Consider the following 16,180-nt stretch of genomic DNA (forward strand, 5'->3'; position numbering starts at 1 on the left):
AATCCGCGAAGGTGGCCGCACCGTCGGCGCCGGCGTGGTTGCCAAGGTCATCAAGTAAGCAATGCCTGCAGTTCGGCGGCCTCGGTCGCCGACGCAATCGGAGGGTCGGCGCAAGCCGGCCCTTTTTTTGGTTGAAGGTAGGCAATGCGAATGGGATACCGGATTCTTTTGGATAGACGCTTGCACCCCTGAAGATCCGTCGCTATAATGCGCGGCTCGGTGTCCCTGGGTAGGGCGCTGGGTTCACAGCGAAAAGAACGGCAGGACGCCGCTCGTGTTCGCCAGACCGGGAAGGTCGCGTTGCATGGAGCACTCAACAACTCACCTGTTGTTGACCGTGCTCTAGCTGCGCATTATACTTTTCCGTCTGGGCAGGCCGGTTTACCGGTCTGCCTCAGTTTTTGGGCGGAGGAAAGCCCTCGTCGGCAGGATGCCTGGCGATTTCACCAACGCAGGAATACCGGGGCAGGTATCCCAGAGGCCTTGCCCGTCGCTCTTTTAACGAAGGAAGCTTCCGTCATGTCGGAACAAAAGATCCGGATTCGGTTGAAGGCGTTCGATCATCGTTTGATCGACCGTTCGGCCAGCGAGATCGTCGAAACGGCTAAGCGGACCGGTGCGCAAGTGCGTGGCCCGATCCCGTTGCCGACCAAGATCGAACGTTACACCATCCTCGTATCCCCGCATGCCGACAAAGATGCGCGTGATCAATACGAAACCCGCACGCACAAGCGTGTGCTCGATATCGTCGACCCCAACGACAAGACCGTGGACGCGCTGATGAAGCTCGAGCTCGCGGCTGGCGTCGACGTACAGATCAAGTTGACCTGAGGACTACGACCATGACGAAGAAATATTCGTTGGGCTTCGTGGGCCGCAAGGCTGGCATGAGCCGCGTCTTCACTGAAGATGGCCGCTCGGTGCCGGTTACGCTGATCGAAGCAACTCCGAACCGCATCGCGCAGATCAAGACCGTTGAAACCGACGGCTACAGCGCAGTGCAGATTACCGTTGGCGCGCGTCGCGCCGCACTGGTCAACAAGCCGGCCTCCGGTCACTTCGCCAAGGCGAAGGTCGAAGCGGGTCGCGGCTTGTGGGAATTCCGCGTTGAAGATGCGCAGCTCGGCGATTTCGCCGTCGGCGGCGAAATCAAGGCGGACATCTTCGAGGTCGGCCAAAAGGTCGACGTCCAGGGCGTCACCAAGGGTAAGGGTTTCCAGGGCACCATCAAGCGCTACAACTTCCGTATGGGCGATGCAACTCACGGTAACTCGCTGTCGCATCGCGCGCCGGGTTCGTTGGGTCAGCGCCAGACCCCGGGTCGCGTTTTCCCGGGTAAGAAGATGTCGGGCCACATGGGCGCCGTGCAGCAAAGCACGCAGAACCTGGAAGTGGTCAAGGTCGACGTCGAGCGTGGTCTGATTGCTATCCGCGGCGCCGTGCCTGGCGCAGCTGGTGGCGACGTGATCGTCCGTCCGGCGAGCAAGGCATAAGGAGAGATGACGATGGAACTCGTTATCACGGGTAGTAACAACAAGGTCTCGGTCTCCGATGCCGTGTTCGGTCGCGAATTCAGCGAAGATCTGGTTCACCAGGTCGTCGTCGCTTATCGCAACGCCGGTCGCGCTGGTACCAAGGCACAGAAGACGCGTTCGGAAGTTGCGGGCACCACCAAGAAGTCGAAGAAGCAGAAGGGCGGCGGCGCGCGTCATGGCGCGTTGACGGCTCCGATCTTCGTCGGCGGCGGCGTGACCTTCGCGGCCAAGCCGCGTAGCTTCGAACAGAAAGTCAACCGCAAGATGTACCGTGCGGCTATCTGCGCGATCTTCTCTGAGCTTAATCGCCAGGGTCGCCTGATGATCGTCGATGCGTTCGACGTCGAAACCACCAAGACCCAGGGTCTGATCGAGAAGTTGAAGGGACTGGATGTGGGCAAGCGCCCGCTGATCGTCACCGAAGAAGCCTCCGAGCACCTGTATCTGTCCGCCCGCAATCTGCCGTATGTGCAGGTGCGTGATGTGCAGGGTCTGGATCCGGTCGCTCTGGTCGGGGCCGATACGGTCGTGATCACCGCCGATGCGGTCAAGAAGATCGAGGAGTGGCTGGCATGAGCAGCAACGAAAAAATCTTCAGCGTGCTGCGTGCTCCGCGAGTCTCCGAAAAGACCGCGCGCCTGCAGGAAATCTCCAACCAGTATGTCTTCGAAGTTTCGAACGAAGCCACCAAGGCTGATGTAAAGGCCGCGGTTGAGCAGCTGTTCGACGTCAAGGTCAAGGCAGTCAACGTGGTCAACGTCAAGGGCAAGAGTAAGTCCTTCCGTAACCGTGCTGGCAGCCGTGGCAATTGGCGCAAGGCGTACGTCCGCCTGGTTGATGGTCAGTCCATCGACGTAACGGCCAAGGCCTGAGGTCCATCCCATGCCATTGATGAAGTTCAAACCCACCTCTCCCGGCCGTCGTTCCGCCGTGCGCGTGGTTACTCCCGATCTGCACAAAGGCGCACCGCACGCGGCGCTGCTCGATTCGCAGAGCAAGTCCGGTGGTCGTAACCACCATGGCCGCATCACCGTGCGTCACGTCGGTGGTGGCCACAAGCAGCACTACCGCATCATCGACTTCAAGCGCAACAAGGAAGGTATTCCGGCGCGTGTGGAGCGGATCGAATACGATCCGAACCGTACCGCTCATATCGCCCTGCTGTGCTACGTCGACGGCGAGCGTCGCTACATCATCGCCCCCAAGGGCTTGAAGGCTGGCGACCAGGTTATTGCCGGTGCCAATGCACCAATCAAGACCGGTAACACGCTGCCGCTGCGTAACATCCCGGTCGGTACGACGGTGCACGGTATCGAGCTGAAGCCGGGTAAGGGCGCTCAGATCGCACGTGCTGCCGGTGCAGCCGTCCAGCTGGTCGCTCGCGAAGGCATATATGCCACGCTGCGTCTGCGCTCGGGCGAAATGCGCAAGGTGCCGGTCGAATGCCGCGCCACCATCGGCGAAGTCGGCAACGACGAGCACAACCTCGAGAAGTTGGGCAAGGCCGGCGCCAAGCGTTGGCGCGGTGTTCGCCCGACCGTTCGCGGTGCGGCCATGAACCCGGTCGATCACCCGCACGGTGGTGGTGAAGCGAAGGCTGGTCAGGGTAATCCGCATCCGGTCACCCCCTGGGGTGTTCCGACCAAGGGTTACAAGACGCGCAAGAACAAGCGCACCCAGCAATTCATCGTCCGCGATCGTAGGGGCTAATCGACCATGGCACGTTCACTCAAGAAGGGCCCGTTCGTCGATCACCACCTTGCAAAGAAGGTGGAGTCCGCTGCGGGTAGCAAGAAGCCGATCAAGACCTGGTCGCGCCGTTCGATGATCCTGCCGGAAATGGTAGGCATCACCATCGCCGTGCATAACGGCAAGAACCACATTCCGGTGCTCGTCAACGAAAATATGGTCGGCCACAAGCTCGGCGAATTTGCCGTCACCCGGACCTTCAAGGGTCACGGTGGCGACAAGAAGTCGAGCAGGTAAGGAGAGATGACGATGGAAGCGAAAGCAATCCTGCGCACCGCGCGCATCTCCCCGCAGAAGGCCCGCCTGGTCGCTGACCAGGTGCGTGGTTTGTCCGCCGAGCGTGCGGTCAATCTGCTGAAGTTCTCGGACAAGAAGGCTGCGCACCTGATCAAAAAGGTGGTGGAGTCGGCTATTGCCAATGCCGAGAACAATCAGGGCGCGGATGTCGACGAGCTGAAGGTCAAGACCATCATGGTTGATGAAGGTCCGTCCCTGAAGCGTTTCATGGCGCGGGCGAAAGGCCGCGGTACCCGCATCCTCAAGCGCACCAGTCACATCACTGTGATTGTTGGCGCCGCCAAGTAAGCGGAAAGGAAAAGACCATGGGTCATAAAGTTCATCCGACTGGAATCCGTCTTGGTATCTCCAAAGACTGGAACTCCAAGTGGTACGCAAACAAGGGCGATTTCGCTGCCTATTTGGCAGCCGACCTGAAAGTGCGTGAAATGCTGCGCAAGAAGCTCGCGCAGGCAGGTGTCAGCAAGATCTTGATCGAGCGTCCTGCCAAAACCGCCCGCGTGACGATTCATACTGCCCGGCCGGGCGTGGTGATCGGCAAGCGTGGCGAGGACATCGAAAAGCTGCGCAAGGAAGTGAGCGAGCTGATGGGCGTTCCGGCGCACATCAACGTCACCGAAGTGCGCAAGCCGGAGCTGGATGCGCAGCTGGTCGCTGAATCGATCGCGCAGCAGCTTGAGCGTCGCATCATGTTCCGCCGCGCAATGAAGCGCTCGGTCGGTAACGCGATTCGCTTGAGTGCCCTGGGCATCAAGGTCAATGTGGCTGGCCGCCTCAACGGTGCAGAAATCGCCCGTTCGGAGTGGTACCGCGAAGGTCGCGTGCCGCTGCACACGCTACGTGCCGACATCGATTACGGTTTTGCCGAGGCGTCCACGACGTACGGCATCATCGGCATCAAGGTCTGGATCTATAAGGGCGAAGTCTTCGACTTCTCTCAGGTTGGCCAGGAAAAGCAGGACGACAGCCCGCGCAACGATCGTAACGATCGCGGCGATCGTGGTGACCGCCCGTCGCGCCCGGCGCGTGAAGCGAGGTAACGGCAATGTTGCAACCCAAGCGAACCAAATATCGCAAGATGCACAAGGGCCGCAATGACGGTCTGGCATGGAGCGGAAACGCCGTCAGCTTCGGCGAATACGGCCTCAAGGCCACGGCGCACGGTCAGCTGACCGCGCGCCAGATTGAAGCAGCACGCCGCACGATCAGCCGCCACGTCAAAAAGGGCGGCAAGATGTGGATTCGTGTGTTCCCCGACAAGCCGATCACCAAAAAGCCGATCGAGGTCCGCATGGGCTCCGGTAAGGGCAACGTGGAGTACTGGGTCGCGCAGATTCAGCCGGGCCGCATGATCTATGAAATCGAGGGTATTCCCGAAGAGACCGCACGTGAGGCGTTCCGCCTTGCCGCTGCCAAGCTCTCGGTGACGACCACTTTCGTGACCCGGACGGTGCGCTGATGGATATCAAACAACTCCGCGAGAAGTCGGCTGACGAACTGAAGGCCCACCTGACCGATCTGCGTAAGGAGCAGTTCTCGCTCCGTATGCAGCAGGTCACCGGCCAGCTGCCGAAGACCCACGATACCCGCCGGGTGCGCCGCGAGATTGCTCGCGTTAAGCACCTGCTCGGCAGCACCAAGTAAGGACGGCCGCGATGAGCGACAACAACGAAAAGCAAGCGCTGCGCACGGTCGAAGGCCGTGTCGTCAGCAACAAGATGGACAAGACGGTCACCGTGTTGGTGGAGCGCCAGGTCAAGCATGCACTGTACGGTAAGTACATCAAGCGCTCGACCAAACTGCACGCACACGATGCCGACAATGCCTGCAATGAAGGCGACGTCGTGCGTGTGACCGAGATTGCTCCAATGTCCAAGACCAAGAACTGGCGGGTGGTCGAAATCGTCACCCGTTCGGCCGGCTAAGGGAGATCTGAATCATGATCCAGATGCAGAGCTACCTCGATGTGGCCGACAATTCGGGTGCCAAGGAAGTGATGTGCATCAAGGTGCTGGGCGGCTCGAAGCGCCGCTACGCACACATTGGCGACATCATCAAGGTGACCGTCAAGGACGCCATTCCGCGTGGCAAGGTCAAGAAAGGCGAAGTCTACGACGCCGTCGTGGTGCGTACCCGCAAGGGTGTGCGCCGTCCCGACGGTTCGCTGATCCGCTTCGATGGCAATGCCGCTGTGCTGTTGAACAATAAGCAGGAGCCGATCGGGACCCGCATCTTCGGGCCGGTGACGCGCGAGCTGCGTTCCGAGAAGTTCATGAAGATCGTCTCGCTCGCTCCCGAAGTGCTGTGAGCGGAGGACATACACATGGCTAACCGTATCAAGAAGGGCGACCAGGTCGTCATCAACACCGGCAAGGACAAGGGCAAGCAGGGTGAGGTTGTGCGTGTGGACGGCGATCGCGTGATCGTTTCCAACGCCAACATCATCAAGCGCCACACCAAGCCGAACCCGCAGGCGGGTGTCGCCGGCGGCGTGGTCGAGCGTGAAGCGTCGATCCATATCTCCAACGTCAATATCGTCAACCCGGCAACGGGCAAGGGCGAGCGCGTTGGCTTCAAGGTGCTGGAGGATGGACGCAAATTGCGTGTGTTCCGCTCCAGCGGTGAGGCGCTCGACGCCTGAGGAATGAGATCATGAACACTCGTCTCGAAAAGTTTTACAAGGAAAACGTGGTGCCGGCCCTGATGAAGGAATTCGGCTACACCAATCCGATGGAAGTGCCGAAGCTGGTCAAGGTCACGCTCAACATGGGCGTGGGCGAAGCGGCTACCAACAAGAAGATTCTTGAGAATGCGGTCGCCGACATGTCCAAGATCTCCGGTCAAAAGCCGGTGGTCACCAAGTCGCGCGTTTCGGTCGCATCGTTCAAGATTCGCGACGGTTGGCCGATCGGCTGCAAGACCACCTTGCGTCGCGCCAAGATGTACGAATTCCTGGATCGCCTGATCAACATCTCGTTGCCGCGCGTGCGCGACTTCCGTGGTGTGTCCGGTCGTTCCTTCGACGGTCGTGGCAACTTCAACATGGGTGTGAAGGAACAGATCATCTTCCCGGAAATCGATTTCGACGCCGTCGACGCGATTCGCGGTATGGATATCGCCATCACCACCACCGCCAAGACGGATGCGGAAGCGAAGGCGCTGCTGGCAGCGTTCAAGTTCCCGTTCCGTAACTGACCGTCGAGGACATCCGAAATGGCAAAGACCTCCATGATCCACCGCGACATCAAGCGTGCAAAGCTGGCGAAGAAATTCGCAGGCAAGCGTGATGCGCTGAAGAAGATTCTCTCCAGTCAGGATGCGTCCTACGAAGAGAAGATCGATGCTTCGACCAAGTTGCAGAAGCTGCCGCGCGATTCGTCGCCGAGCCGCCACCGTAACCGTTGCGAGCTGTCCGGTCGTCCGCGCGGTGTTTACCGCAAGTTCGGTCTGGGTCGCAACATGCTCCGCAAGGCCACGATGAACGGCGACGTTCCGGGTCTGCGCAAGGCAAGCTGGTAACAGCATCCCGGCCGTTCGCGGCCGGTTTGAACAGGATTGTTCTGTTCAACAACGGAGTCCGACGCAAGTCGGGCTCTTTTGTCGTATACTTCCGCTTCTGTCTTGCCCGTAGGGGTTTGGCATGGCGTCAAGGGTCCTGGCCCGTTCCCAGGAAAACACAAGATTTTCGCGAAAGCGGATATCGGTGCACTCAAAGGTACTCATATGAGCATGACTGATCCCATCGCCGACCTGCTGGTTCGCATCAAGAATGCGGCCGCGGTTGGTAAGCAGACGGTGAAATTGCCGTCGTCCAAGATCAAGGTTGCGATCGCCCAAGTCCTGAAGGACGAGGGTTACATCACCGACCTGCGCGTTACGGCCACCGAAAACAACAAGTCGGAGCTGGAAATCGTGCTGAAGTATTTCGAAGGCCGTCCGGTCATCGAGACCCTGAAGCGTTTTTCGCGCTCGGGTCTGCGTCAGTACCGCGGCAAGACCGAGCTGCCCAAGGTCCTCGGTGGCCTGGGTATCGCCATTATCTCCACGTCGAAGGGAATCATGACCGATGCGCAGGCTCGCGAAGCCGGCGTTGGTGGTGAAGTCCTGTGCTTCGTGGCCTAAGGGAAGGAATCGAATATGTCCCGTGTAGCCAAGAAGCCTGTGTCCCTTCCGAAGGGTGTTGAGCTCAACGTCCAGCCTGAGCTGGTCAGCGTCAAGGGCCCCAAGGGCACGTTGACCCTGCCCAAGCCGGTGGGCGTGGAAATCGCCATCGACGGCGACGTTGCAACCCTGTCGGCGAATGATCCGTCGCAGCTCGCCATCACCGGCACCGTGCGCGCCATCCTGGCCAATATGGTCAAGGGCGTCTCCGAAGGCTTCGAGCGTAAGCTCGAGCTGGTCGGCGTCGGTTACCGTGCCGCCATGCAGGGCAAGGATCTGAGCCTGGCGCTGGGTTTCTCGCATCCGCTGGTGTTCGTGGCGCCTGAAGGCATCACGCTGTCGACCCCCACCCAGACCGAAATCGTGGTCCAGGGCGCCGACAAGCAGCGCGTCGGCGAAGTCGCCGCCAAGATTCGCGGTTTCCGTCCGCCGGAGCCCTACAAGGGCAAGGGTGTGAAGTACGCCGGTGAAGTCATCATTCGCAAGGAAGCCAAGAAGGCTTAATGGCGAGTCCCTCGCAAGAGCCCGCACGTCCATGTGCGGACTTTTAACAGGAGCGCGCTTTCCCTTCAGCTTCCGTAGGATAAATATCATGAGCATCAACAAGAACATTGCCCGTCTGCGTCGCGCCAAATCCACCCGCTCGCATATCCGCGAACTGGGTGTCGCCCGTCTGTCGGTGCTGCGCACCGGTCAGCATCTGTATGCGCAGGTCTTCACTGCCGACGGTTCCAAGGTGATCGCTGCGGCGAACACCCTGCAGGCGGACGTCAAGGATGGCCTGAAGAACGGTAAGAACAGCGATGCAGCCGTCAAGGTTGGCAGGCTGATCGCCGAGCGCGCCAAGGCTGCCGGTATCGAGAAGGTCGCGTTCGACCGCTCGGGCTACCGTTACCACGGCCGCATCAAGGCGCTGGCCGATGCAGCTCGCGAAGGCGGCCTGCAGTTCTAAGCACTGCTGCGGATGTGGCCATCGGCCGCGTCCGCGTTTCCGCCGGCAGGGAGATGCCGGACCGTCCCGTTCTTTTGTAACGGCAACGGGGACACCGCTTCATTCCACAACCATAAGCGGCCTCGAGCCGTACATATTCAATCAATCAAGGAATCAAGATGGCAGAAGAACGTGCACCGCGGGGTCGTGATCGCGACCGTAACCGCGAAGAGAAAGTCGACGATGGCATGATCGAAAAGCTGGTCGCGGTTAACCGCGTCAGCAAGACGGTCAAGGGCGGTCGCCAGTTCACCTTCACCGCGCTGACCGTGGTCGGCGATGGTCTGGGCAAGGTTGGTTTCGGTTACGGCAAGGCGCGTGAAGTGCCGGTCGCCATCCAGAAGTCGATGGAGCAGGCGCGCAAGAATCTGGCGACTGTGGATCTGAATAACGGTACCTTGTGGCACGCGGTCAAGTCCGGTCATGGTGCCGCACGCGTCTACATGCAGCCGGCTTCCGAAGGTACCGGTGTCATCGCCGGCGGCGCCATGCGCGCTGTGCTGGAAGCGGTTGGTGTGAAGAACGTGCTGGCCAAGGCGGTCGGTTCGCGTAATCCGATCAACCTGGTCCGTGCAACCCTGAAGGGTCTGTCGGAAGTGCAGTCGCCGGCCCGTGTTGCGGCCAAGCGCGGCAAGAAGGTGGAGGAGCTCAATCATGGCTAAGGACACTGGCAAGACTGTGAAGGTGCGCCTGGTGCGCGGCCTGCGTGGTACCCAGTCGCGTCACCGCCTGTCGGTGCATGCGTTGGGCCTGAATAAGATCAACGATGTGCGTGAACTCAAGGACAGCCCGCAGGTGCGCGGCCTGATCAACACGGTTCACTACCTCGTCAAGGTTGAGGACTAATTCCATGGCTATGCATCTCAATGACCTCAAGCCCGCCGATGGCGCCCGTACCGAGCGTACGCGCGTCGGCCGCGGCATCGGTTCTGGCCTTGGCAAGACCTGTGGTCGTGGCCACAAGGGTTCGTTCGCGCGTAAGGGCGGCGGCAAGATCAAGGCTGGCTTCGAAGGCGGCCAGACTCCGATGCAGCGTCGTCTGCCGAAGATCGGTTTCCGGTCCAAGATGGCACGCGACAGCGCAGAAGTGCTTTCCTACCAGCTGGATAAGCTGGAAGCAGGTGAAATCGACTTTGCAGCGCTGCGTGCGGCCAATCTGGTCCCGAGCCGCGCCAAGAAGGCGAAGATCGTGCTGAAGGGCGAGCTGAGCAAGAAGTTCGTGCTGAAGGGCGTTGCGGCGACCGCAGGCGCCAAGGCAGCAATCGAAGCTGCCGGCGGCAGCGTAGAGGAGTAATCGGCAGATGGCGCAGGCTGGCATTGGTAACCTCGGTGGCGGGCTCGGCAAGTTCACGGAACTTCGTCAGCGGCTGCTGTTCGTCCTCGGGGCATTGATCGTCTATCGCATCGGCTGCTATGTGCCGGTGCCGGGCGTCAATCCCGATGCCATGCTTTCGTTGATGCAGGCGCAGGGTGGCGGCATCGTGGACATGTTCAACATGTTCTCGGGCGGCGCCCTGCACCGTTTCAGTATTTTTGCGTTGAACGTGATGCCGTACATCTCGGCATCGATCGTGATCCAGTTGGCCACGCACATCTTTCCCGCCCTCAAGGCGATGCAGAAGGAAGGCGAGTCGGGCCGACGCAAGATCACCCAGTATTCGCGCATTGGCGCGGTGCTTCTGGCGGTGGTGCAGGGCGGTAGTATCGCGCTCGCGCTGCAGAACCAGACTGCGCCGGGCGGCGCTCCGGTGGTGTACGCGCCGGGCATGGGCTTCGTGCTCACCGCAGTGATCGCATTGACGGCCGGTACCATTTTCCTGATGTGGGTCGGCGAGCAGGTTACTGAGCGCGGCATCGGTAACGGTGTATCGCTGATCATCTTTGCCGGCATCGTGGCTGGCCTGCCGTCTGCAGCAATCCAGACCGTCGAGGCGTTTCGCGAAGGCAATCTGAGCTTCATTTCGCTGCTACTGATCGTCATCACCATTCTGGCATTTACGCTGTTTGTGGTGTTCGTCGAGCGTGGACAACGGCGTATTACGGTCAACTACGCACGCCGTCAGGGCGGTCGCAATGCGTACATGAACCAGACCTCGTTCCTGCCGTTGAAGCTCAATATGGCCGGCGTGATTCCGCCGATTTTCGCGTCGAGCATCTTGGCGTTTCCGGCGACGCTGTCGATGTGGTCGGGTCAGGCGGCATCGGGCAGCGGCGTGGGTTCGTGGCTGCAGAAGATCGCCAACGCGCTCGGGCCGGGTGAGCCGGTGCACATGTTGGTGTTCGCAGCGCTGATCATCGGTTTCGCGTTCTTCTACACGGCGCTGGTGTTCAACTCGCAGGAAACGGCCGACAACCTCAAGAAATCAGGCGCACTGATTCCTGGTATCCGTCCGGGCAAGGCCACGGCAGATTATGTAGATGGCGTGCTAACGCGGCTGACGGCGGCGGGTTCGTTGTACCTGGTCATCGTCTGCCTGCTTCCGGAGATCATGCGCACGCAGCTGGGCACGTCGTTCCACTTCGGTGGCACCTCGCTGTTGATCGCGGTGGTGGTGGTGATGGATTTCATTGCGCAGATCCAGGCGCACTTGATGTCGCATCAGTATGAGAGCTTGCTGAAGAAGGCCAATCTGAAGGGTGGCTCGCGCGGCGGCCTGGCGCGCGGTTAAGTGGTACACTAGATCCTCATTACGTGAAGACGGCCTGGTTCCCGGGCCACGATCTTCCGATCAGAAGGGCGGCTCGCGCGACGTCTCGCGCGCGGGTGTGACGGGGTGGTCTTGTGCGGGAGTAGCACAGGCGATTCGGAGAAGTTTTCTGGATCAACACCGTCCGGCGCCGGAGCGAGGGCACACTCCCCACGCCGGGTCCATGGAACCCTTGGTTCCACGGGCTTCAAAGTAATCCGAGGCCTTGCTATAATTCCGAGTTCACTTTTGATCCATCCTGCCGGATGGCGCCTGGGCGCTGTCGGGCCATCACTCAGTTGGAGAATCGCGTCATGGCGCGTATTGCAGGCGTCAACCTGCCAGCCCAGAAGCACGTCTGGGTCGGGTTGCAAAGCATCTACGGCATCGGCCGTACCCGTTCGAAGAAGCTCTGCGAATCCGCAGGCGTTACCTCGACCACGAAGATTCGTGATCTGTCCGAACCCGAAATCGAGCGCCTGCGCGCCGAAGTCGGCAAGTATGTCGTCGAAGGCGACCTGCGCCGCGAAATCGGTATCGCGATCAAGCGACTGATGGACCTTGGCTGCTATCGCGGTCTGCGTCATCGCCGTGGTCTCCCGCTGCGTGGTCAGCGCACCCGTACCAACGCCCGCACCCGTAAGGGTCCGCGCAAGGCGATCAGGAAGTAAGGGATAGATCATGGCAAAGCCAGCAGAAAAGAAAACGAAGAAGAAGATCAAGCGCGTCATCACTGATGGCGTCGCTCACGTCCACGCTTCGTTCAACAACACCATCGTCACCATCACCGATCGCCAGGGCAACGCCTTGTCGTGGGCTACGTCCGGCGGCGCCGGGTTCCGTGGTTCGCGTAAGTCGACCCCGTTCGCTGCTCAGGTTGCCGCCGAAAAGGCTGGCCGCGCTGCGCTCGACTACGGCGTGAAGTCGCTGGAAGTACGTATCAAGGGTCCGGGTCCGGGCCGTGAGTCGGCCGTGCGTTCGTTGAACAACGTGGGCTACAAGATCACCAACATCATCGACGTGACGCCAATCCCGCACAACGGGTGCCGTCCGCCGAAGAAGCGTCGCGTCTAAAGGGAGCGATAAGAAATGGCTCGTTATATCGGTCCTACCTGTAAGCTCGCGCGCCGCGAAGGCGCCGACCTTTCCCTCAAGAGCCCGGCGCGTGCGCTGGACTCCAAGTGCAAGCTTGAGCAGAAGCCCGGCCAACACGGCGCGGCTCGCAAGGGCAAGCTCTCCGACTACGCTACCCAGCTGCGTGAAAAGCAGAAGGTCAAGCGCATCTACGGTTTGCTGGAACGCCAGTTCCGCAACTACTACAAGAAGGCCTCGACCAAGAAGGGCAACACCGGCGAGAACCTGCTGCAGTTGTTGGAAACCCGTCTGGACAACGTCTGCTACCGTATGGGCTTTGCCGTCACCCGTCCGGCCGCGCGCCAGCTGGTGTCGCACCGTGGCGTGCTGGTCAATGGCAAGTCGGTGAATCTGGCTTCGTATCAGATCAAGGCTGGCGATGCGATCACGCTGTCGGAAAAAGCACAGAAGCAGCTCCGCGTGCAGGAAGCCCTGACCGTGGCTGAGCAGCACGACATGACGCCGTCGTGGGTTGAAGTCGATTCGAAGAAGTTCAGCGGCGTGTTCAAGGCCGTGCCGGATCGCGCTGACCTGCCTTCGGATATCAACGAAGCGCTGATCGTCGAGTTGTATTCGAAGTAATTCACATTGGAGAACCTCCGGCACTGCTGGAGGTTCGCAGGAGACCCCGCAACATGACGGTTACCGCCAACCAGGTTCTGCGCCCACGTGGTCCGCAGATCGAACGTCTTACCGACAACCGTGCCAAGGTCGTGATCGAGCCCTTGGAGCGCGGTTACGGGCACACGCTGGGCAATGCCCTGCGTCGTGTGCTGTTGTCGTCGATCCCCGGTTTTGCGATCACCGAGGTCGAGATCGACGGCGTGCTGCACGAGTACACCACGGTCGAGGGTTTGCAGGAAGACGTGCTTGACGTCCTGCTGAACCTGAAAGACGTGGCGATTCGTATGCACAGTGGCGACAGCGCCACGCTGTCGTTGTCCAAGCAGGGTCCGGGCACGGTCACTGCGGCCGACATCAGGACCGATCACAACGTTGAGATCATCAACGGCGAGCACGTGATCTGTCACCTGACCAAAGACACCGCACTGAACATGCGTCTGAAGATCGAGCGTGGGTTCGGCTATCAGCCGGCTGCTGCGCGTCGTCGTCCGGACGAAGAGACCCGTACCATCGGTCGTCTGATGCTGGATGCGTCGTTCTCGCCGGTGCGTCGCGTTGCCTACGCTGTGGAAGCTGCACGTGTCGAACAGCGCACCGACCTCGACAAGCTGGTCATCGATATCGAAACCAACGGCACGATCGATGCCGAGGAAGCCGTGCGCACCGCCGCCGACATCCTCAGCGATCAGCTGTCGGTGTTCGGCGATTTCACCCACCGCGATCGCGGTGCGGCCAAGCCGGCTGCCAGCGGCGTGGATCCGGTGCTGTTGCGCCCGATCGACGACCTTGAGCTGACTGTGCGTTCGGCCAACTGCCTCAAGGCCGAGAGCATCTACTACATCGGCGATCTGATCCAGAAGACCGAAGTGGAGCTGCTCAAGACCCCGAATCTGGGCAAGAAGTCGCTGACCGAAATCAAGGAAGTGCTGGCACAGCGCGGCCTTGCACTGGGCATGAAGCTGGAGAACTGGCCGCCGGCCGGTGTCGCCCAGCACGGCATGCTTGGTTAATGTGTCAAGGCATGGGCGTCTTCGGGCGCCCGTGTTTGTTTTTCCACATCGACGGGCCAAAGCCCGCGGTGACACCCGGTCGAAGGACGGCCGGTTCGGACCAACCGCAGTCCATTCAACAGCGCCAGGATGGCGACAACGTCTCTCAGTAGTCTCAACATTCCTTAGGAAATCACACTCATGCGTCACCAGAAATCCGGTCGTAAGTTCAACCGCACCAGCGCGCACCGCGAAGCCATGTTCCGCAACATGGCGGCTTCGCTGTTCAAGCACGAGCTGATCAAGACCACCTTGCCGAAGGCCAAGGAATTGCGTCGCGTCGCCGAGCCGCTGATCACAATCGGCAAGGTCGATGGCGTTGCAAACCGTCGTCTGGCGTTCGCTCGCCTGCGCGACAAGGAAGCCGTGGGCAAGCTGTTCGTCGAACTGGGCCCGCGTTACGCGACCCGTCCCGGCGGCTACCTGCGCATCCTGAAGGCAGGATTCCGTGCCGGTGACAATGCGCCGATGGCGTATGTCGAGCTGGTCGACCGTCCGGTCGTGGCGGAAGAAGTGGCCGAGTAATCGGATCCCTTCGTCAAGATTTTCGAAAAAGCCCGGCTTGCGCCGGGCTTTTTTATTGGGCGTCTAGGTTGTCGATCGAGGCAGCCGGGGGGAGGGCATGGCTGGTTTGGTGGGATTGCGGGGCGCTTTAGTACTGCCTGCGTGGTTTGAAGAATCCGCGAGCGCTTGTCGCCTGGTTTAAAGGCACAAATGCGAGTTTGGAGTGCGGTAACATCGGAGCGTGTGTTGGACGGGAAGGCGGTGTTGGGATATTTGAGCGACGCACCTCATATCAGAAGCGCCGAGTAACAAGTGAGCGCCACTAACGCATTGGATGGGACGCGGGTCGGTCTCTTGTTCCCGGAACCCGTGGAACTCCCAGCGGCCAAGTGGATAGCATAGAGATAGAGGGTTTGTGCGGGTTTCGCGTGGCAATGGCTGCAGCTTGCCCGCAGCAAGCGTCGAGCGATGAGGCGATCAAGGCGCATCAACCGTTCGTGCCCGAGCCGGATCACCCTCCACGCCAAGTGATCTGGATGCCTCCACAATTCTTGAGGAGCGCTTGAGTGCTCTGCACGCAGCCGACAGCACCACGCAGATGTTGCAGGGCTTCGCAGCAGGCGCTCCGTCAGACGCATGCATCCGTGGTCATGGCAGCGGTCATGGCTGATAATCGAGGCCTTGGTCCTAGGCAAGCGGTCACGATGAATCCATTCCGTTGGGGTTTCCGGGCACAGTTTCTGTTGGGGTTTCTTGCTTGCGCAGGACTGCTGGCCTACGCGATTTATGTGCAATTGCACCTGGGCCTTGAGCCTTGCCCGCTGTGTATTTTTCAACGGATCGCATTTGCGGCGCTGGCGGTGTTTTTCCTGCTGGGTGCGCTGCACGGGCCGCGCGCGGCCGGTGGGCGCAAGGTGTATGGCGTGCTGAGTTTCATCGCTGCCGGCGTGGGCATGGGCATCGCGGCGCGACATGTGTGGGTGCAGATCCGGCCCAAGGACATGATGTCGTCGTGCGGGCCTCCGCTGAGCTTTCTGAGCGAGACGATGGGGCCGTTCGAGGTGTTCCGCACCGTGCTGACCGGCACGGGGGATTGCGGCAATATCGACTGGCGATTCCTGGGCCTGAGCATGCCGATGTGGAGCATGGTGTGGTTTGTGGCGTTGGCCTTGTGGGCGCTATACGCAGGTTTCAAAGCGCGTCGGACGTCAGTGCATCACTGACATGCGTTGATAGCAGCCGATAGCGCTGTCCCGATTGCGGGGCGGCAAGGTCGGTACTTGAAACCAAGGCTGTGAGCGCTTGGATTCTTTGTACAAGCCAATGCCCGCGTACTCTTGCCGCTGGCGTCCATGCTTCGAGTTGGCCGGTTCAACGTCATTACATGGACAGATCGCAGCAGATTGTCTGTTCCAGTAACGCGTTTCTTTAGCGCGCCGATGACATCGG

At 60.3% G+C, this 16,180-nt stretch carries 28 protein-coding genes; all 28 read left to right on the top strand.

The features are described 5' to 3' along the window. Window positions 1-519: 519 nt before the first annotated feature. Window positions 520-831, top strand: a complete 312-nt coding sequence (gene rpsJ / locus XdyCFBP7245_RS18500) for a 30S ribosomal protein S10 (RefSeq protein WP_003486723.1) — start codon at window positions 520-522, stop codon at window positions 829-831. Between the two features lie 11 nt (window positions 832-842). After that, complete coding sequence (gene rplC / locus XdyCFBP7245_RS18505) at window positions 843-1,493, top strand: 50S ribosomal protein L3 (protein WP_104616951.1); 651 nt, start codon at window positions 843-845, stop codon at window positions 1,491-1,493. A 12-nt stretch (window positions 1,494-1,505) separates the two neighbouring features. Continuing rightward, complete coding sequence (rplD, locus tag XdyCFBP7245_RS18510; RefSeq protein WP_055846344.1) at window positions 1,506-2,111, top strand: 50S ribosomal protein L4; 606 nt, start codon at window positions 1,506-1,508, stop codon at window positions 2,109-2,111. After that, complete coding sequence (gene rplW, locus XdyCFBP7245_RS18515; RefSeq protein WP_002811694.1) at window positions 2,108-2,407, top strand: 50S ribosomal protein L23; 300 nt, start codon at window positions 2,108-2,110, stop codon at window positions 2,405-2,407. Before rplD ends, rplW begins: the two co-directional genes overlap by 4 nt. A gap of 10 nt (window positions 2,408-2,417) precedes the next feature. Further along, a complete protein-coding gene (gene rplB, locus XdyCFBP7245_RS18520) occupies window positions 2,418-3,245 on the top strand; it encodes a 50S ribosomal protein L2 (RefSeq protein ID WP_003486715.1) in 828 nt (275 codons plus the stop codon). A gap of 6 nt (window positions 3,246-3,251) precedes the next feature. Beyond that, window positions 3,252-3,521, top strand: coding sequence for a 30S ribosomal protein S19 (rpsS, locus tag XdyCFBP7245_RS18525; RefSeq protein ID WP_005993369.1), 270 nt, complete (start codon window positions 3,252-3,254; stop codon window positions 3,519-3,521). Between the two features lie 12 nt (window positions 3,522-3,533). After that, the gene (gene rplV, locus XdyCFBP7245_RS18530; protein ID WP_002811686.1) at window positions 3,534-3,869 is read left to right on the top strand and encodes a 50S ribosomal protein L22; all 336 of its coding nucleotides are present in this window, start codon (window positions 3,534-3,536) and stop codon (window positions 3,867-3,869) included. A gap of 17 nt (window positions 3,870-3,886) precedes the next feature. Continuing rightward, entirely contained in the window at window positions 3,887-4,621 is a 735-nt protein-coding gene (gene rpsC, locus XdyCFBP7245_RS18535; protein ID WP_104616952.1) for a 30S ribosomal protein S3, read from the top strand. Window positions 4,622-4,626: 5 nt separating this feature from the next. Further along, window positions 4,627-5,040, top strand: a complete 414-nt coding sequence (gene rplP, locus XdyCFBP7245_RS18540) for a 50S ribosomal protein L16 (protein WP_003486706.1) — start codon at window positions 4,627-4,629, stop codon at window positions 5,038-5,040. Beyond that, on the top strand, window positions 5,040-5,225 hold the full coding sequence (gene rpmC / locus XdyCFBP7245_RS18545; protein WP_055846121.1) for a 50S ribosomal protein L29: 186 nt from the start codon (window positions 5,040-5,042) through the stop codon (window positions 5,223-5,225). The genes rplP and rpmC overlap by 1 nt, the downstream gene beginning before the upstream one ends. Before the next feature lie 11 nt (window positions 5,226-5,236). Continuing rightward, a complete protein-coding gene (gene rpsQ / locus XdyCFBP7245_RS18550; RefSeq protein ID WP_005993374.1) occupies window positions 5,237-5,506 on the top strand; it encodes a 30S ribosomal protein S17 in 270 nt (89 codons plus the stop codon). Window positions 5,507-5,520: 14 nt separating this feature from the next. Further along, window positions 5,521-5,889, top strand: coding sequence for a 50S ribosomal protein L14 (gene rplN / locus XdyCFBP7245_RS18555; protein ID WP_003486699.1), 369 nt, complete (start codon window positions 5,521-5,523; stop codon window positions 5,887-5,889). 15 nt (window positions 5,890-5,904) lie between these two features. After that, entirely contained in the window at window positions 5,905-6,222 is a 318-nt protein-coding gene (gene rplX, locus XdyCFBP7245_RS18560; RefSeq protein ID WP_006450639.1) for a 50S ribosomal protein L24, read from the top strand. A gap of 11 nt (window positions 6,223-6,233) precedes the next feature. Then, on the top strand, window positions 6,234-6,776 hold the full coding sequence (gene rplE / locus XdyCFBP7245_RS18565; RefSeq protein ID WP_010371090.1) for a 50S ribosomal protein L5: 543 nt from the start codon (window positions 6,234-6,236) through the stop codon (window positions 6,774-6,776). A gap of 18 nt (window positions 6,777-6,794) precedes the next feature. Beyond that, entirely contained in the window at window positions 6,795-7,100 is a 306-nt protein-coding gene (gene rpsN, locus XdyCFBP7245_RS18570; RefSeq protein ID WP_005917137.1) for a 30S ribosomal protein S14, read from the top strand. Window positions 7,101-7,304: 204 nt separating this feature from the next. Beyond that, window positions 7,305-7,703 carry a 30S ribosomal protein S8 gene (rpsH, locus tag XdyCFBP7245_RS18575; RefSeq protein ID WP_010371096.1) on the top strand — a complete coding sequence of 133 codons (399 nt, stop codon included), beginning with the start codon at window positions 7,305-7,307 and terminating at the stop codon, window positions 7,701-7,703. A 15-nt stretch (window positions 7,704-7,718) separates the two neighbouring features. Then, window positions 7,719-8,246 carry a 50S ribosomal protein L6 gene (gene rplF / locus XdyCFBP7245_RS18580; protein ID WP_064634201.1) on the top strand — a complete coding sequence of 176 codons (528 nt, stop codon included), beginning with the start codon at window positions 7,719-7,721 and terminating at the stop codon, window positions 8,244-8,246. 88 nt (window positions 8,247-8,334) lie between these two features. After that, complete coding sequence (gene rplR, locus XdyCFBP7245_RS18585; protein WP_082473395.1) at window positions 8,335-8,694, top strand: 50S ribosomal protein L18; 360 nt, start codon at window positions 8,335-8,337, stop codon at window positions 8,692-8,694. 158 nt (window positions 8,695-8,852) lie between these two features. Further along, a complete protein-coding gene (gene rpsE, locus XdyCFBP7245_RS18590) occupies window positions 8,853-9,395 on the top strand; it encodes a 30S ribosomal protein S5 (protein ID WP_003486682.1) in 543 nt (180 codons plus the stop codon). Further along, window positions 9,388-9,579: a 50S ribosomal protein L30 gene (gene rpmD / locus XdyCFBP7245_RS18595; protein ID WP_006450646.1), complete on the top strand. Its 192-nt coding sequence runs from the start codon at window positions 9,388-9,390 to the stop codon at window positions 9,577-9,579. Before rpsE ends, rpmD begins: the two co-directional genes overlap by 8 nt. Window positions 9,580-9,583: 4 nt before the next feature. After that, on the top strand, window positions 9,584-10,027 hold the full coding sequence (rplO, locus tag XdyCFBP7245_RS18600; protein ID WP_104616953.1) for a 50S ribosomal protein L15: 444 nt from the start codon (window positions 9,584-9,586) through the stop codon (window positions 10,025-10,027). Window positions 10,028-10,034: 7 nt separating this feature from the next. Then, window positions 10,035-11,402 (top strand): preprotein translocase subunit SecY, encoded by a 1,368-nt coding sequence (secY, locus tag XdyCFBP7245_RS18605; protein ID WP_039412801.1) that lies wholly within the window; start codon window positions 10,035-10,037, stop codon window positions 11,400-11,402. A 332-nt stretch (window positions 11,403-11,734) separates the two neighbouring features. Beyond that, window positions 11,735-12,091 carry a 30S ribosomal protein S13 gene (gene rpsM / locus XdyCFBP7245_RS18610; RefSeq protein ID WP_003486672.1) on the top strand — a complete coding sequence of 119 codons (357 nt, stop codon included), beginning with the start codon at window positions 11,735-11,737 and terminating at the stop codon, window positions 12,089-12,091. Between the two features lie 10 nt (window positions 12,092-12,101). Then, on the top strand, window positions 12,102-12,494 hold the full coding sequence (gene rpsK / locus XdyCFBP7245_RS18615) for a 30S ribosomal protein S11 (protein WP_003486671.1): 393 nt from the start codon (window positions 12,102-12,104) through the stop codon (window positions 12,492-12,494). Window positions 12,495-12,509: 15 nt separating this feature from the next. Then, entirely contained in the window at window positions 12,510-13,136 is a 627-nt protein-coding gene (rpsD, locus tag XdyCFBP7245_RS18620; RefSeq protein ID WP_002811641.1) for a 30S ribosomal protein S4, read from the top strand. Between the two features lie 53 nt (window positions 13,137-13,189). Continuing rightward, window positions 13,190-14,188 (top strand): DNA-directed RNA polymerase subunit alpha, encoded by a 999-nt coding sequence (locus tag XdyCFBP7245_RS18625; protein WP_104616954.1) that lies wholly within the window; start codon window positions 13,190-13,192, stop codon window positions 14,186-14,188. 180 nt (window positions 14,189-14,368) lie between these two features. Next, complete coding sequence (gene rplQ / locus XdyCFBP7245_RS18630; RefSeq protein ID WP_003486665.1) at window positions 14,369-14,752, top strand: 50S ribosomal protein L17; 384 nt, start codon at window positions 14,369-14,371, stop codon at window positions 14,750-14,752. A 683-nt stretch (window positions 14,753-15,435) separates the two neighbouring features. Continuing rightward, window positions 15,436-15,954, top strand: a complete 519-nt coding sequence (locus XdyCFBP7245_RS18635; protein ID WP_104616955.1) for a disulfide bond formation protein B — start codon at window positions 15,436-15,438, stop codon at window positions 15,952-15,954. Window positions 15,955-16,180 lie beyond the last annotated feature (226 nt).

The sequence above is a fragment of the Xanthomonas dyei genome (assembly GCF_002939865.1).
Classification (GTDB): domain Bacteria; phylum Pseudomonadota; class Gammaproteobacteria; order Xanthomonadales; family Xanthomonadaceae; genus Xanthomonas; species Xanthomonas dyei.